This is a genomic window from Aliivibrio fischeri ATCC 7744 = JCM 18803 = DSM 507 (genome assembly GCF_023983475.1).
GTDB lineage: Bacteria > Pseudomonadota > Gammaproteobacteria > Enterobacterales > Vibrionaceae > Aliivibrio > Aliivibrio fischeri.
In genome coordinates this window covers 1,282,598-1,298,726 of record NZ_CP092712.1, presented here as the reverse complement: position 1 = coordinate 1,298,726, position 16,129 = coordinate 1,282,598, and the positions used below count along the sequence as shown (strand labels likewise).

The window sequence follows — 16,129 nt, the reverse complement described above, 5'->3', positions numbered from 1 at the left end:
CATTTATTTTACCAATTTTGTGTGGCTCATAAAAAACCCCACAAATAAGTTAATGCCGATCGTTTAAGGGACTTGAACGATCCTTTGCAGCCTTCATAATCGGTCTTAAATTTATTTTAAGGCCGATTTTTTATGTCTGAGTTTTCTCGTGAATTACAATTAACTGCAGAATTTCACCTTCCTGAATCTATGGATTCATTTCGGAAAAATATTCCTATTGAGTGGATTTCAGAAGCCGTTAACCAAACTGGTCGCGCCGCTATCAGAAAGCGCAGATTTCCTGCTGAACAAGCTGTTTGGTTAGTGCTTGGAATTGGCTTAATGCGTAACCGCTCCATTAGCGATGTTTGTGATAAATTAGAATTAGCCTTCCCTGATGCTAAAGGGGAACTCCCTCCCTTGGCCACAAGTAGTATCGTAAAAGCTAGACAGCGTATTGGTTATGAACCATTACGTTACCTATTTCATACCACTGCAAGTAAATGGGAGACAGAAGAATCGCCTGATTTAGTTTGTGGACTTAAACTCATGAGCGTTGACGGGACTCAATTTAAAACCCCTGAAACTAAGGATAACCAAAAGCTAGGCTACGCGACAGGTAAGGCTACATTTCCTTCAGTTCTTGCTGTTACCCTCATGTCTACACGCACCCACCTTATTTCAGATGCTGCTTTTGGACCAATAACCAATAGTGAAATATCTTATGCACAACAATTAGTTGGCTCCGCTCCAAATAATTCATTAACTCTTTTTGACCGTGGTTTTATGTCCGCTGAACTTTTTGAATCATGGCGTAATGCAGGAAAAAATACTCATTGGTTAACTCCAATAAAAAGTAAATTTAGGTACGACGTTTTAGAAGAGTTTTCAGACTACGATAAACTGATTAAAATGCCAGTTTCGCCTGATGCAAAACAGAAATATCCTCACCTCGGAGATAGCTGGCAAGCTCGTTTAGTTTTAATACCTGAGCCGAAAGGAGAGATCAAAGGGTTTATTACTTCATTAGAGTGTCCTGTGACTTATCCATTGAAAGATATTGTTGAAATTTACTGGGAACGATGGGAAATAGAACAAGGTTATGGTGAATTAAAACAAGGTCAACTTAACAATCAAGCAGTGCTTAGAAGCTTGAAAATAGAAGGAATATATCAAGAGTTATGGGGGATTTTGATTTCTTATAACCTCGTTCGTCTAGAAATGAAAAGAATGGCCGATTTTCATAAAATGGAACCATTAAGAATAAGCTTTATTAATGCGTTAAGGCTAATCCAAGATGAGTTCCTGTGGTGTTCAGGGCGAACACCAGGAACAGTGCCCAAGAAGCTGAAAAATCTACGAGAAAGCGGAAAGCGTCTAATCCTGCCAAAGAAAAGAAAGCGAAAACCATTTCCGCGACAAGTGCTTTATAAAGCACCGCGCTACCCTTATAAAAAAAGAGCCACTAGCTGTTAAGCGAGCGGCATTAACAAATAAGTGGGGTTTTTTACAGTTAATCATAAAGACAATATTATTTATCAAAATTTAACTTATGCCCGTGTGCGGCCTTTGAATGTAAGTAATGCTCATTGCCCTGTTTTACATGGGCGTGAGTATTAACAACTTCATCAATTTCAATACCGTAGTTTTGAATATCCTCAATCTTTTTTGGGTTATTTGTAACTAGCTTTATCTTAGATATATTCAGTGCTTCAAGCATTTGTGCCGCTTCTTTGAAGTCACGTAAATCATCACCAAATCCTAAATGATTATTGGCCTCATAGGTATTCATACCTTGGCTCTGCAATTCATAAGCATCTAATTTATTATATAAACCAATACCGCGTCCCTCTTGGCGTAAGTATAAAATAATACCGCCACTTTCAGACATACGATTAATAGTTTCTTCTAATTGTTCACCGCAATCACAGCGAGATGAATGAAAGACATCCCCTGTTAAACACTCAGAATGCATACGTACTAAGGGAGTCGATTGATGTTTATCGGCTTGATTAAAAACAACAGCAACATGCTCTTTCTCAGTCTCTAGCCCTTCAAATGAAAGCATCTCAGCAGGGATATTACTTTTTTGCCCTACCATTAACTCTATACGAGCTCTTACGTTTGCCATGCTAATTTACTGCCTTTTTTAATGAGAAGATCAGATCTTCTACGACTTAATCAGATAAAAAGATCATAAGCATACCCTAACGTGGAAGCAAGAATCAAAAAAAAGGCCTAACTATTGTTAGGCCTTTCTAAACTAATTAATACTTTTATCTATAAGAATTACATTGCTGCTTTGAAGATACTTACGATTTCTTCGTGCGTCGCTTGTTTAGGGTTAGTAAAACCACATGCATCTTTTAATGCATTTTCAGCAAGCGTATCGAAATCTTCTTCTTTAGCGTTAAGCTCTGTTAGACCAGAAGGAATACCAACATCTTGTGATAATTGTTTAATCGCTTCTAATGCAGCTTGTGCGCCTTCTTCATTAGTCATGCCTTCAACGTTCACGCCCATTGCTTTTGCAACGTCTTTTAGGCGTTCTGGACATACTTTAGCGTTGTAGCTTTGTACGTGAGGAAGAAGAATCGCATTACATACGCCGTGTGGAAGGTCGTAGAAACCACCTAATTGGTGTGCCATTGCGTGAACATAACCTAGAGAAGCATTGTTAAATGCCATACCCGCCATGAATTGTGCATAAGCCATTTGCTCACGAGCTTCTAGGTTTTGACCATCGTTAACCGCTGTACGTAAATGCGCTTGGATAAGTTCCATTGCTTTAATTGCTACAGCATCCGTTACTGGTGTTGCTGCAATTGATACGTATGCTTCAATAGCGTGCGTTAACGCATCCATACCTGTCGCTGCTGTTAATGATGCTGGTTTCGCAAGCATCAATTCAGGATCATTTACAGACATCAATGGTGTTGTGTGCTTATCTACAATCGCCATCTTAATGTGACGAGCTTCATCTGTAATGATACAGAAACGCGTCATTTCAGATGCTGTACCAGCCGTTGTATTAATCGCAATTAGAGGCAATTGTGGCTTAGCTGACTGATCAACACCTTCATAATCAGCAATCTCACCACCATTTGCAGCAACTAAAGCGATACCTTTAGCACAATCGTGAGGAGAACCACCACCTAAAGAGATAACGAAGTCACACTCATTATCTTTAAGAATTTTTAAACCTGCATTTACGTTACCGATTGTTGGGTTTGGTTGCGTACCATCAAACACAGCAACTTCAACACCGCGCTCTGCTAATAAATCTGATACTTGTTTAACCATACCAATTGCAACTAGTACGTTATCAGTAACGATAAGACCCTTTTTGTAACCTTGTGATTTAATGCTGTCCATCGCTTCTGTAAGACAACCTGCACCCATTAAGTTTACTGTAGGGATAAAAAATGCACTCATAACCAACTCCATTAGTATTTATATAAATTTTTAAGAACTGTTTATGTTTTAACATTGATACAGGTAATAACTTTTTGATCTAAGACAAAAAATGAAATAGGTTTAATTTATTGCAACAAAACTGTGAAGTAGAGCATTTACACTAATGACATGGATCACAAATATTTCTCGTAATTTATTGATAATAAAAATAATAAATAAAAAACCGAGCTCACATTGGCTCGGTTTCATTCAATTCATTTACGTCTATTTTAAAACTTAAGAACGCTTTGGCTGTTGATACGTTTTACCTGCGGCTTGATACGTTTCTTTTTGCTTCATATCGAACATTGCGTAGAAGAACCAAGCGATGAATTTAATAACATCATCACCTTCGTTCATGATCCACTCGGCAAGCTCTTGCTCTTCACCGTTTTCGTCTTCATCCGTAAATACATGATAAATACGTTGCTCACCTTCTACTTCTGCAAGACGAAATTGACCCGCTAGCGATTGTGCTGCTTCAACGATGTCTTGATCTTCGCATTCTTTTAATGCTTCTAGCACTTGAGGAAGGTTTTTTTTCTTACACAGTGCTTTAACTAATGTTTCAAATTCATTCTGTTGCATTTGATATTCAACTCTGAGGTTAACGATGATGTGATTTTAGCAGCAAAAAAAATTTATTCGACCTCAATTCACTTTATTCCTTGATATTTGGTGCTCATTTTGGCTTTATGGGTATATTGCTTACTTTTTATTGAATGGATTCATATGTCAGAAAAACTAGAGACAAAATACGTCACCGCTGGTCGTAGCAAAAAATGGACAAAAGGCGTAGTTAACCCACCAGTACAACGCGCTTCTACAGTGGTGTTTAATACGGTTGCAGAAAAAAATCACGCCATGATCAACCGTGCCAAACAAACGCTTTTCTATGGGCGTCGAGGTACAGAAACTCATTTTGCTCTACAAGATGCCATGGTTGAACTTGAAGGTGGTGCAGGCTGTGCTTTATACCCTTGCGGTACGGCTGCTATCGCCAATACTATTTTAGCCTTTGTTAAAACAGGTGATCACATTTTAATGGTGGATGGTTGCTATGAACCGACCCGTGACTATTGTGAAACCATCTTGAAACGAATGGGGATAGAAACCACCTATTATGACCCAATGATTGGTGAAGGTATTCGCGAACTTATCCGCCCAAACACAACGGTTTTGTTTACTGAATCTCCATGCTCTATCACAATGGAAGTTCAAGACGTTCCGCTACTTGCTCGTATCGCGCACGAGTCCGATATTGTGGTTATGCTTGATAATACATGGGCTGCGGGGGTGAATTTCTCACCGTTTGATCACGGTGTAGACATATCTGTACAAGCAGCAACCAAGTATATCGTTGGTCACTCGGATGTCATGTTAGGTACTGCGGTTGCTAACGAAAAACATTGGGATCAACTGCGTGAGCAAAGTTATTTGATGGGGCAATGTATTTCACCTGATGATGCGTATCTTGCTATGCGTGGTATTCGCACCATGGGCGTTCGCTTAAAGCAGCATGAAAAGAGCAGCATCAAAGTAGCTAAATGGTTAGAAGCGCATCCATTAGTGGATCATGTTCGCCACCCTGCTCTTGCAAGCTGTCCGGGACATGAGTTTTACCAACGTGATTTCAAAGGTTGTAATGGTTTATTTTCCTTTGTTTTAAAACAGTCTGATAGCAAAGCGACAACGGCACTGCTTGATGGTATGACCCATTTTAGTATGGGGTATTCATGGGGAGGATTTGAAAGTCTTATTCTTGCCAATGAACCACGAAGTTTTAATGCATTAAGAACCATTGCTAATCCAAACTTTGAAGGAACACTGATCCGCGTTCACATTGGATTAGAAGACGTTGAAGATCTTATCCATGATCTTGATGAGGGATTGCAACGCTATCAAGACGCATTAAATTAAAATTTAAAATCAAAGAACTAAGGTTACTTTCTATGGCTACTTATGCTTTATAAATCATAAGTAGCTCTTATTATTAACATCACTAGATCCAATTAGATTTACGTTTTCCTTTCTCATACCCTTAAAACGAATTGTTCATGAAATACTTATTTCGTATTTCACATTAACACTCAAATTAAGGCGACCACCATGACTTCATCGTTATTTATAACACTATCTCCGTGTACCGCTTTACTTGTTTTAGCTTGTCGAGATAAATCCCAATCGAAAGAATGGCAACAAGTATATCGTTATATGGCTTACTTATTTGGCACTATCACGGCTGGTGTTGGTATTGCTTTAATTGCGGGGATTTAATATGAATAATACAGACAACACCGCAACTAATTTAGTTAAGGCTATTTTTATTAATGGGAAATTAAGCTCTTTGCAGTATCTTGGTAAAATGATGGGACAATTTACTGTACCGCTAGAAGATAATCTCATTTGGAAGGATATGTTGGAGTTTTGTCCAGAATGGTTCGATTATACAAAAGAAGAATGTGATGCTAGCTCACCTTTCTTTGTCGCTCACCATTTACAACCAATGTGCTCTCCTTATCGAGCAGCACGAATTGAAAACCCATATCAAGATTCAACGGTAATGGTTTATGGAATAATGAACTAAATGCCAATGTCTTAACTTACTATAAGACATAAAATTAGGCTATTTCTACTCATAAAAATAACCTAATCCCAAAACTCGATTAACGCTTTCTTTCTTGTTTTGTTAATTCAAAATCAAATTCGTCGGGGAAAAGGACTTGCCCTTCTTCATTCTGATTTGGGAATACAACCACAGCTAGTTCATCGTCTTCTAAACCATTAGTCCAACGACTATGCCATTTATTCAAAGAGATAGATTCTGCTTTACACACATCCCATTCACCCGTAGCCCAAGCTTCAGCGAACTCTTGATTTGGCCATACAGGAACACAATCTTCTTCTTCTGTGTTCAACATTACACAACCATGCTCATCGGTTAAAATCCAAATTTGACGATTTGCCACCACTTCTTTCATGAAGTAATTAAAGCGCTCTTCTTCATTGTAATTTTGGATTTTTTCTATTGCTTGTTGATCTAATTGGCTCATTTACTGTTCCTAATATGTGGACTGCATTTGTATTATCCAGATTGATACAGATAGAATATCACAAAAAAAGCCCATACTAGATATTCTAATATGGGCTTTTGAACATTTATTCTATGCGTCTATTTTAGTATTCCACTACTTTAATTCTGTGGAACATTCGATATAGAACTGGAACCACAATTAGAGTAAGAACGGTCGCAAAACCTAAACCGAACATAATCGTTACCGCCATTGGCTTAAAGAATATGTCAGGCAATAGAGGTATCATACCTAGAATTGTTGTAATCGCAGCCATACAAACGGGACGCACACGACTTAATGCCGCATCAACCACCGCATGATAAGGTTCTTTACCTGACTTGATTTCAATTTCAATCTGATCAAGCAGTACGATACCATTTTTCAACAGCATACCACTCAAGCTCAAGAAACCGAGTAAGGCCATAAAGCCAAACGGCGTATTAAGCAGCAATAAACCACTGGTTACACCAATAATAGCTAATGGTACCGTTAACCACACAATTACAGACTCTTTCACACTGTTAAATAAGAAAACAGTAACTAAGAACATGAATAGATAACCCAATGGCATCGTTTGGAATAATGATGCCTGAGCATCACGAGACGATTCATATTCACCGCCCCACTCTAAACTGTAACCCGTAGGAAAATCGATCGCCTCAATTTGTGTTTGTAATCGTTTCTGCAATGTTGCCGCAGTCTCTTCACCTAAAATATCTGGATCAGCCATTACGGTTAACATACGTTTACGGTTCTTACGTACGATTTGTGGATCTTCCCAAATCACATCATAGCCCAGAACAACCTGTTGTAATGGAATATATTGAGACAGTGCCGGACTCCAAATTTTCATGCCTTCAATCGTACTGATATCAACACGTTCATTTTCAGGTAATCGAGTAACGATTGGCATTAATGTTGTACCATCACGGTAAACACCAATTGCTTTACCTGAGAACGCCATTTCTAATAGTTCGTTTACATCTGTCTTTGAAATACCATAACGACGAGCCTGACTCTCATTAAATTGAGGCTCAAGTACTTTTGTACGCTCACGCCAGTCATGACGTACGTTTGTTGCTCCTGGGTCATTATGCATAATGTCGATAACTTGCGCAGCTAAGCCTCGTAATACCGTTGGATCAGCACCAACAATACGAGCTTCAACTTTTGCACCGCCACCCGGACCTAATTCAATTTGTTTCAATTTATATTGAATTTGCGGGTATTGATCTTCGATATGCTGACGGAACTTCGCCATCAAGGGCTGTAATGCTTCATAGTTATCAACACGAGTCATTATCTCACCATAAGCTGCATAGCTTTTCTCTGGTGCATAAGTCAACATGAAACGCTGTAAACCTTTACCAGCGGTTGTTGTTACGTGTTCAATATGTTGTTGTTCTAATATCCACTCTTCTAATTCTTTTAATGTCGCATTAGTTGAACGAATATCGGTCCCTTCAGGCATCCATACATCGACCATAAAAATTGGTGTTGTTGATGACGGGAAGAAAGATTGTTTTACTTTAGTAAAGCCATATAAGCTACCACCAAGAGCAATAACAAGCACAACCATGGTCGCAACTGAGTAACGCATACAGAATTCAAGGAAGCGCTTATAAATAACGAAGATCATTCCATTGTATGGATCTTTCTCTTCAAGACTCTCTTCTTCGCTTTGTACTCTCTCTTTAAAGAATAATGAAGCAAAGAAAGGCGTAAGTGAAATAGCAGTAAACCAACTTAGCATTAACGAAATTAGCAACACGCTAAATAATGTTCCACAATATTCACCAGTCGCATCATCAGATAAGCCAATTGGCGCAAATGCGGTTACCGCTATAACCGTTGCTCCTAACAATGGCCATTTTGTTTGTGTCACAATGTCTGTGGCTGCTTGTAAACGAGTTCGTCCTTTTTGCATACCAATGAGTATGCCTTCGACCACCACAATGGCGTTATCCACGAGCATACCAAGAGCAATAACCAAGGCACCAAGTGAAATACGTTGCAAATCAATAGCAAAATACTTCATAAAGACGAAAGTACCAGCAACGGTCAATAATAAGATAAGACCAATTAATAGGCCTGAACGTACTCCCATAAAGAAAAGTAAAACGATAATTACGATCGCAACAGCCTGACCAAGACTGACAACAAAACCACTTACCGATTTATCCACTTCTTTTGGTTGACTGTAAATTTCAGAGATATCAATACCAATAGGCTGCTGCTCTTTAAGCTCAGCCATTCGTTGATCAACTAATTTACCAATTTCAACTACGTTAACACCTGCACTAAATGAAACACCGAGGTTTAAAGCAAAATTACCATTAAAGTTAACAATATTACTTGGCACTTCAACATAACCGCGCTTAACTTCTGCGATGTCTTTTAAATAAATCAGCCCTTGAGCGCCACCATCAGTAATGATTAAATCACCGAGCTGTGCCACATCTTCAAACTCCCCTGTTGGGTGAATTTGAATATATTCCGTTCCGATTTTTACAGCACCAGCACTCGATACCGTATTTTGGTTAGACAATAAGCTATACAACGTCTGAGGAGAAATTCCTAAACTTGTCATACGCTTTAATGATGCTTCAATAAACACTTGCTCTTGTTGAACACCACTAACAGATACTTTACTAACGCCATCAACAAGCTCTAATTCACGACGCAAATAATCAACATAATCTAGGATTTCTTTATATGAGTAGCCTTTTCCTGTTACGGCTAAAAGCACCCCATAAACATCACCAAAATCATCGATAACTGATGGTTCACCAACACCTGGTGGTAATTGACGTTTCAAGTCATTGACCTTACGGCGCAATTCATCCCAAATTTGCGGTAAATCATCAGGACCATAATTATTTTTCATGGTTACAGTGATCTGAGACAAACCGCGACTAGACAGCGAGTTAACTTCATCTACATAAGTTAATTGTTGAATTGCTTTTTCTAGTGGATAGGTTACTTCTTCTTCCACTTGCTCTGGTGTCGCGCCAGGATAATTCGTTACGACCATAGCATCTTTAATGGTAAACGCTGGGTCTTCTAAACGGCCTAAACCAAAAAATGCGGATGTACCACCAATCATAAAGATCAGTGTTAGCATCCAACTGATGACTTTATTCTGTATGAAATAAGCTGCAATTCCTTTTTCTTGGCTCATTTTTTCTCCTCCGCATTAATAACATTCACTGACATGCCATCACGCAGTCGTGATACCCCTGCTATTACAATGCGATCACCGGTTGATAAACCTTCAACAACTCGTAAACCAGATGAGGTCGCTTTTGTCGTTACTACTTTTTGTTTTTTCACTGTATTGTTTTCATCAACAAGCCATACGTATTTTTCAGCAAGATCAATAGTGTCACCATCTTCATTAAAAATGGCTTCAATAGGAATTACCATCCCAGCTTGAGTTGATAAACGAATTTCACTTTCACTCGTTGCCACCTCAACTGCCATACCATCCAATATAAATTGGTCTTCAGGCATAGGCATTGTCAGTGTAACTAGATATGCGCCTGAATCAGGATCAGGCTCAGTGGTGTATTCTTTAATTTTAGCGGAATAGCTCTCACCACTATCAAGACGGACGGTTGCTTTAATGCTTTCAATTATCTCTTTATTTGGTTGCTTTGCATAAAGCTTGTCAGGTACTTGAACAATAATATCTACCGCATCTCGGTTATTAATATTAACGATCTGTTGTCCTACTTGAATATTTTCAAACTGCTCAACACTTACTCGAGAAATAACACCATCAATTGGCGCCTTTAACTCTGTAAAACTTAAACGCAATTTTGCTAACTCTAAATCCGCCAATGCAATTTGTCGTTGCGCTGATAATTCATCGAATTGTGATTTGGCTAACAAGCCTTTATCAACTAACGGTTTTGAACGCTTATATTGACTGTTTGCTACGTTATAACGAGCTCTAGCATTATCAACATCAATGTTATAATCGGTTTTATCTAACACAGCTAAAACTTGACCTTTTTTAACGATTTCCCCTGCTTTTATATTTAGCTCTTTAATCTCACCAGAAAGTCGAAAACTTAGATGAGATCGGTCAGCAGCAGTGGCTACCGCAGGAAGATAAAGGCGATCGCTTACCCCATTTGAATTAATGTCTTTAATCACAACGTTCGGTACTTCTACAATCGTTTCCGTTGGAGCAGGATTACAGGCAGTAAGGAATAACGTACTGGAAAGTAAAGATAGTTTCATTAATCTTTGCATTATTATAATCCTCTTTCCTTAACCCACTTACGGACTTTCATTCCCTCTTCTAGCCCTGCGATACCTGAAGATACAATTTGATCTGAATCTTCAATCCCAGAGACTACCTGGCGTTTCTCATTTAATTCCACTGCCACTTTTTCAACAATTCCATCTTCTTTCACACGCCATACATACGTGGTATCACCATCTTGATCGATAGCTGAAAGTGGCAGTTTTTCACTTCCGCCCTTAGGAATAGTTACTTTCACTTGACCAGACATCCCCGGAAGTATTCCTAAATCTTTAGGACGAGGCATACTCATTTTTACGGTGTAACTCGATGTTTTACGATCGGCTTCAGTATCTATTTCTTCAAATTCAAGAGGAAAAGTAGAGTTTGGAAACGAATCAAATGAAACTGTTGCTGATACATCGGTAAAACTGAAACGTTGGAGCAGATAATCAGGGAGTTGAAAAACAACATACAAAATGTCGTTGGTTTGAATATGCATAATTGATTGTTTCGCATTTACATATTCAAAATTTTCTGTAGGAAGAAGTGAAATCGTACCGTCATATGGTGCTACAAGCTTTGTGTAGCTTAAATTTGCAGTCGCTTGATCAAGAGACGCTTTGGCTGTTTTTCTATTTGCTACCGCAGTATCATAATCTTGTTCTGATACGACTTTATCTTTTCTGAGCTTTTTAATTCGTTGATATTGTACATCAATTAAACGATATTGTGCTTGAGCTTGTTTTTGAATTAATCGATATTCATCAGGATTAATGGTGGCTAATAACTCACCTTTATTAACCGATTGCCCTGCATGTACATCTAACGTATTTAATTGCCCAGGAACTCTAAAAGCCAAAACGGCTTTATCACCCGCTTCTGCTTTTGCCGGAAATAAGCGTGAGGTCTCATGCTCACCAACAGAAACTGTTAAGATCTTTGCTGGACGAGAGTCAGGCTCTGCAATACTAGGCTCTTTACTGTCACAGCCTACGAGTAAGACGGAGCTAAGTACTGCGGCTATTGCAGTCTTTTTGAACATATGCCGTTCCTTGTCATTATTAATTGATTACATAAAGAATTATTGCTCATATTTATTTGTTCATCCAGTCAACAAATAAAATTAGTTATAAAAAACAATGTTTTTATTCTTTTTTATGCTTTTTCCCTTTTTGATATTCATCAGAGTAATTAGAATCGATTTGATCACATAGTCCGAAATAAGGTTCTTCACTTAATCCCAATATATATGGATTTTGAGAACAATAGACTTTTGTGCCAGCTTCATGACCTTTTACATAACCATTATAGAATTCGGTTGTGATTTTATCTTCAGGGTAACGGTCAACAAGTCGTGATTCTGTCTGCAATAAAAAACCATTTTTCGCTCTAGCTTCACCTATTGCGAACCAATCATCAACGTTCTTATCTTGTTTTACATCATCAGAGGAGGCGCACCCAGCGAGTACAGTAATGAATAACCCGATTGTTAACTTCTTCATTGTTCCCTCATTTATTTATCAAATAGTTACTTATATATTACACCCAAATGATTAACATAAAAGACACAAAAACAAAAAAAGCACTCAAAATGAGTGCTTTTTCATTATTTAAGAAGCTTTATGATGTAAATTAATTACTCATTTCAGCAATTTTTACCTTCCATGTATCTGGACCAATTTGATGCGCATTTACGCCTGTTGAATCAACGGCAACAGTCACTGGCATATCTTCGACTTCAAACTCATAAATGGCTTCCATACCAAGATCTTCAAAAGCAACAACACGTGCTTTTTTAATCGCTTTAGCAACCAAGTAAGCTGCACCACCAACGGCCATTAAATATACCGCTTTGTTTTCTTTAATAGATGCAACCGTTGCTGGACCACGTTCCGCTTTACCTATCATGCCAGTTAAGCCTGTAGCCAACATCATATCGGTAAATTTATCCATGCGAGTAGATGTCGTTGGGCCAGCAGGGCCTACCGCTTCATCACCTACTGCATCAACAGGGCCTACGTAGTAAATGAATTTACCATTAAAATCAACGCCATCAGGTAAACCTTCACCGCTTTCGATCATTCCTTGAAGGCGTTTATGTGCCGCGTCACGACCTGTTAGAATTTTGCCATTTAGTAAGATCGTTTCGCCCGTTTTCCACTCCTGAACATCTTCTTTTGTTATTTCATCAAGATTAACTCGACGAGTGTTCGCACCCGCTTCCCAAGTAATATCAGGCCATTCTTCAAGTTTCGGTGGTTGTAAGTCCGCAGGGCCTGTACCATCAAGAGTAAAATGTACGTGACGAGTAGCAGCACAGTTAGGAATTAAACACACAGGTTTAGAGGCTGCGTGCGTTGGTGCAGATTTAATTTTCACATCGACAACGGTAGTAAGTCCGCCAAGACCTTGAGCACCGATACCTAATTTATTAACACGATTAAAAATATCAAGACGCAATTCTTCTTCTGCATTCTGAGGTCCTCGTTCAATAAGATCTTGAATATCAATGTGTTCCATCAATGCTTCTTTTGCTAGTACTGCAGCTTTCTCAGCCGTACCGCCAACACCTATACCAAGCATACCAGGAGGACACCAACCCGCCCCCATTGTTGGAAGTGTCTTTTCTACCCACTCAGCAATATCATCTGATGGATTTAACATTACCATTTTAGTCTTATTTTCAGAACCACCGCCTTTCGCAGCAATTTGAATCTCGACTTTGTTTCCCGGCACCATATTAATATGAACCACTGCTGGCGTATTATCTTTTGTATTTATACGTTTACCTGCCGGATCAGATAATACTGAGGCCCTTAATGGATTATCGGGATTGGTATAAGCTTGACGGGTACCTTCATCAATCATTTGTTGAACCGTTAAGTCTCCTTCCCACCTAACGTTCATACCAATATTTACAAAACAAGTCACAATTCCCGTATCTTGACAGATAGGACGACGCCCTTCTGCTGACATACGAGAATTAATAAGGATTTGTGCAAGTGCATCTTTTGCAGCTTGGCTTTCTTCTCGGTGATACGCTTTTTCAAGTGCTTGAACAAAATCTAGCGGATGATAATAAGATATATATTGCAGAGCATCGGCTACAGAACTGATCACATCTTCATTACGAATCAATGTTTCTTGGTGAACGTTAATCATAGGGCCCTCTTTTTATAAGCTTCCATGGCAATTAAGGATGATTTTTATTGTGTATGACGTGAGCAATCGCCATCTATTATTTTCTTTTAGAACACGCATTATGATACTCTTGCTCTCCATCCAAGGCTATCGTTGCTCATCACATTCTGGTTATAAAACTCAAAATGAACAATCAATTAGATGCAAAACTAAGTATCACTCAACTTGATTATCAATCTAACTCTGTGATTGATTTCTTTTCAGCTATCGCAAATCAACCTTGGGCGATGTTGCTTAACTCATCGGCGAAAAATCATATTGATAATCGATATGACATTTTAGTTGCTGATCCTATTGCTACATTACAAACACATGGTGCTATCACCACAATTAATGTAATAGGAAAACAGCCTGTAACCAGTGAAGCGTGTCCTTTCCAATTACTTGATCATTATCAAGAACGTCTAATTCCCCACCATTCACCAATAGAAAACTTACCTTTTATTGGTGGTGCATTAGGTTATTTCAGTTACGACTTGGGTCGCCGAGTTGAAAGTATTCCAAATACGGCTCAGCAGGACATTTTAAGTGCCGATATGGCTATAGGAATTTATAACTGGGCACTGGTGGCAGATAATAAAACATCAACATTGCATTTGATACAACCCAAAGGTGGTGATCGACAGCATTGGCTTCAACAATTTATTGCTATAAAAGAAGTAGATACTGCATTTAGCTTAACATCAGACTGGAAGTCGAACATGACCGAGTCTGAATATGCTAAAAAATTTGATGTGATTCAGCGCTACCTAGAATCAGGAGATTGTTACCAAATAAACTTAGCCCAACGATTTGAAGCACAATACCAAGGCTCAGAATGGGAAGCGTATCAAAAACTAGCAGCACAAAATGGTGCGCCGTTTTCTGCTTATATAAAAACTCCAGAAATAACGATTCTCTCTGTTTCTCCGGAACGTTTTTTACAAGTAAAAGACAGAAAAATTGAAACAAAACCAATTAAAGGAACCCGACCGCGTTCAAATTCTCCTGAGATTGATAGACAAGAAGCAGAAACATTACGTAATAGTCCAAAAGATCGCTCTGAAAACCTAATGATTGTTGATTTGCTTAGAAATGATATAGGTCGTGTTGCGACACCAGGCTCAGTAAAAGTACCGAAACTGTTTGATATAGAGTCTTTCCCTGCTGTGCATCACTTAGTAAGTACCATTACTGGTGTACTAGATACAGAATATTCTGCAACAGACCTGCTTAAAGCTTCTTTTCCGGGTGGCTCTATCACTGGCGCTCCAAAGATAAGAGCAATGGAGATCATTGAAGAGTTAGAACCTCATCGTCGTAATCTATATTGTGGCAGTATTGGTTACATTAGCCGCTGTGGAACAATGGACACCAGTATAACCATACGCACACTAATTGCTTATGAAGGAAGTTTATATGCATCAGCAGGCGGTGGTATCGTTGCTGATAGTCAAGTTGAACTAGAATATGAAGAGACATTACACAAGTTAAGCAAAATCTTACCTATTTTATAACGATAAGGATCGGTTTATGGACACACATTTACTTTCTCATTTGTTACTTCATAAACCGATAAATTACAGCTCAAGTTTGCTCTCCCACCCTCTGTTGAAAAATGGCGATTTTAAATCAGCAGCCGTTCTTGTTCCTATCGTAAAGAGAGAAACAGGTTACAACTTAATTTTAACCCAACGAGCGCCACATTTACGTCACCACCCTAGTCAAATTAGCTTCCCAGGCGGTAAGGCTGAACCCGATGATTTGTCTCTTATTCATACAGCTATTCGTGAAACGAATGAAGAAATTGGCATTAATCCTGCACACATTAAACCATTAGTAAAACTTAACACAATACCAACAATATCCGGTTATAAAGTAACCCCTATCGTTGCATTAATTGATGAAAATTATACCACCGCAATCGATTACGGTGAGGTTAGTAGCACATTTGAGGCACCGATAAATCATCTTATTAACCCTAAAAACACCTACAATCATCACGTTTTTAACAAAAAGCACACATATAATCTGATTTTCATTCCTTTTGATAAAAAACTCATTTGGGGCGTAACTGCCGAAATAATTCACGCAATGAATTACATAACGGCTTAGAAAATTTATCATTAACGATAAGTTTTTCTAATATTACAGTTACAACTACTGTGATCATTATCAATTATTT

Annotated in this window: 15 protein-coding genes; 6 read left to right on the top strand and 9 right to left on the bottom strand. The window is 38.5% G+C overall.

Translation table 11 applies throughout. The features are described from left to right. Positions 1–132: 132 nt before the first annotated feature. The gene (locus AVFI_RS06095; protein WP_199414946.1) at positions 133–1,455 is read left to right on the top strand and encodes an IS4 family transposase; all 1,323 of its coding nucleotides are present in this window, start codon (positions 133–135) and stop codon (positions 1,453–1,455) included. Positions 1,456–1,510: 55 nt separating this feature from the next. Here the strand turns inward: AVFI_RS06095 and AVFI_RS06090 are convergent, their stop codons facing one another. From AVFI_RS06090 to AVFI_RS06080, 3 genes are all read right to left on the bottom strand, one after another. Next, complete coding sequence (locus AVFI_RS06090) at positions 1,511–2,110, bottom strand: GTP cyclohydrolase II (RefSeq protein ID WP_017018119.1); 600 nt, start codon at positions 2,108–2,110, stop codon at positions 1,511–1,513. Positions 2,111–2,268: 158 nt separating this feature from the next. After that, positions 2,269–3,414: an L-threonine dehydrogenase gene (gene yiaY / locus AVFI_RS06085; RefSeq protein ID WP_011261808.1), complete on the bottom strand. Its 1,146-nt coding sequence runs from the start codon at positions 3,412–3,414 to the stop codon at positions 2,269–2,271. Positions 3,415–3,672: 258 nt separating this feature from the next. Further along, the gene (locus tag AVFI_RS06080) at positions 3,673–4,023 is read right to left on the bottom strand and encodes a hypothetical protein (RefSeq protein ID WP_054775920.1); all 351 of its coding nucleotides are present in this window, start codon (positions 4,021–4,023) and stop codon (positions 3,673–3,675) included. 144 nt (positions 4,024–4,167) lie between these two features. Here AVFI_RS06080 and AVFI_RS06075 point away from each other — a divergent pair, with 144 nt between their 5' ends. The 3 genes from AVFI_RS06075 to AVFI_RS06065 all read left to right on the top strand — a co-directional run bounded on the left by AVFI_RS06075 (position 4,168) and on the right by AVFI_RS06065 (position 6,022). Further along, positions 4,168–5,355 carry a cystathionine beta-lyase gene (locus AVFI_RS06075; RefSeq protein WP_069580901.1) on the top strand — a complete coding sequence of 396 codons (1,188 nt, stop codon included), beginning with the start codon at positions 4,168–4,170 and terminating at the stop codon, positions 5,353–5,355. Between the two features lie 189 nt (positions 5,356–5,544). Then, positions 5,545–5,712 carry a hypothetical protein gene (locus AVFI_RS06070; RefSeq protein WP_170618959.1) on the top strand — a complete coding sequence of 56 codons (168 nt, stop codon included), beginning with the start codon at positions 5,545–5,547 and terminating at the stop codon, positions 5,710–5,712. Between the two features lies 1 nt (position 5,713). Beyond that, a complete protein-coding gene (locus tag AVFI_RS06065) occupies positions 5,714–6,022 on the top strand; it encodes a hypothetical protein (protein ID WP_017018123.1) in 309 nt (102 codons plus the stop codon). Between the two features lie 79 nt (positions 6,023–6,101). On the opposite strand, the gene AVFI_RS06060 is transcribed toward AVFI_RS06065, so the two are convergent. The 6 genes from AVFI_RS06060 to AVFI_RS06035 form a co-directional block, all read right to left on the bottom strand. Continuing rightward, positions 6,102–6,488 carry a DUF2750 domain-containing protein gene (locus AVFI_RS06060; RefSeq protein ID WP_005419024.1) on the bottom strand — a complete coding sequence of 129 codons (387 nt, stop codon included), beginning with the start codon at positions 6,486–6,488 and terminating at the stop codon, positions 6,102–6,104. Between the two features lie 124 nt (positions 6,489–6,612). Continuing rightward, positions 6,613–9,690 (bottom strand): efflux RND transporter permease subunit, encoded by a 3,078-nt coding sequence (locus AVFI_RS06055; RefSeq protein WP_072054467.1) that lies wholly within the window; start codon positions 9,688–9,690, stop codon positions 6,613–6,615. Continuing rightward, a complete protein-coding gene (locus tag AVFI_RS06050; protein WP_188863747.1) occupies positions 9,687–10,769 on the bottom strand; it encodes an efflux RND transporter periplasmic adaptor subunit in 1,083 nt (360 codons plus the stop codon). The genes AVFI_RS06055 and AVFI_RS06050 overlap by 4 nt, the downstream gene beginning before the upstream one ends. 2 nt (positions 10,770–10,771) lie before the next feature. Further along, a complete protein-coding gene (locus AVFI_RS06045; RefSeq protein WP_054775918.1) occupies positions 10,772–11,806 on the bottom strand; it encodes an efflux RND transporter periplasmic adaptor subunit in 1,035 nt (344 codons plus the stop codon). A 103-nt stretch (positions 11,807–11,909) separates the two neighbouring features. After that, a complete protein-coding gene (locus AVFI_RS06040; protein ID WP_005419016.1) occupies positions 11,910–12,266 on the bottom strand; it encodes a DUF2799 domain-containing protein in 357 nt (118 codons plus the stop codon). A gap of 130 nt (positions 12,267–12,396) precedes the next feature. Next, complete coding sequence (locus tag AVFI_RS06035) at positions 12,397–13,926, bottom strand: fumarate hydratase (protein ID WP_011261801.1); 1,530 nt, start codon at positions 13,924–13,926, stop codon at positions 12,397–12,399. A 164-nt stretch (positions 13,927–14,090) separates the two neighbouring features. Between AVFI_RS06035 and pabB the strand changes: the two genes are divergently transcribed. Beyond that, positions 14,091–15,461, top strand: a complete 1,371-nt coding sequence (gene pabB, locus AVFI_RS06030; protein ID WP_054775917.1) for an aminodeoxychorismate synthase component I — start codon at positions 14,091–14,093, stop codon at positions 15,459–15,461. Positions 15,462–15,477: 16 nt separating this feature from the next. Then, positions 15,478–16,059: a CoA pyrophosphatase gene (locus AVFI_RS06025; RefSeq protein WP_054775916.1), complete on the top strand. Its 582-nt coding sequence runs from the start codon at positions 15,478–15,480 to the stop codon at positions 16,057–16,059. Positions 16,060–16,129 lie beyond the last annotated feature (70 nt).

Coding starts and splice junctions, on each gene's coding strand:
- AVFI_RS06095 (WP_199414946.1), top strand. CDS start 133: ATGTCTGAGTTTTCTCGTGAATTACAATTAACTGCAGAATTTCACCTT.
- AVFI_RS06090 (WP_017018119.1), bottom strand. CDS start 2,110: ATGGCAAACGTAAGAGCTCGTATAGAGTTAATGGTAGGGCAAAAAAGT.
- yiaY (WP_011261808.1), bottom strand. CDS start 3,414: ATGAGTGCATTTTTTATCCCTACAGTAAACTTAATGGGTGCAGGTTGT.
- AVFI_RS06080 (WP_054775920.1), bottom strand. CDS start 4,023: ATGCAACAGAATGAATTTGAAACATTAGTTAAAGCACTGTGTAAGAAA.
- AVFI_RS06075 (WP_069580901.1), top strand. CDS start 4,168: ATGTCAGAAAAACTAGAGACAAAATACGTCACCGCTGGTCGTAGCAAA.
- AVFI_RS06070 (WP_170618959.1), top strand. CDS start 5,545: ATGACTTCATCGTTATTTATAACACTATCTCCGTGTACCGCTTTACTT.
- AVFI_RS06065 (WP_017018123.1), top strand. CDS start 5,714: ATGAATAATACAGACAACACCGCAACTAATTTAGTTAAGGCTATTTTT.
- AVFI_RS06060 (WP_005419024.1), bottom strand. CDS start 6,488: ATGAGCCAATTAGATCAACAAGCAATAGAAAAAATCCAAAATTACAAT.
- AVFI_RS06055 (WP_072054467.1), bottom strand. CDS start 9,690: ATGAGCCAAGAAAAAGGAATTGCAGCTTATTTCATACAGAATAAAGTC.
- AVFI_RS06050 (WP_188863747.1), bottom strand. CDS start 10,769: ATGCAAAGATTAATGAAACTATCTTTACTTTCCAGTACGTTATTCCTT.
- AVFI_RS06045 (WP_054775918.1), bottom strand. CDS start 11,806: ATGTTCAAAAAGACTGCAATAGCCGCAGTACTTAGCTCCGTCTTACTC.
- AVFI_RS06040 (WP_005419016.1), bottom strand. CDS start 12,266: ATGAAGAAGTTAACAATCGGGTTATTCATTACTGTACTCGCTGGGTGC.
- AVFI_RS06035 (WP_011261801.1), bottom strand. CDS start 13,926: ATGATTAACGTTCACCAAGAAACATTGATTCGTAATGAAGATGTGATC.
- pabB (WP_054775917.1), top strand. CDS start 14,091: ATGAACAATCAATTAGATGCAAAACTAAGTATCACTCAACTTGATTAT.
- AVFI_RS06025 (WP_054775916.1), top strand. CDS start 15,478: ATGGACACACATTTACTTTCTCATTTGTTACTTCATAAACCGATAAAT.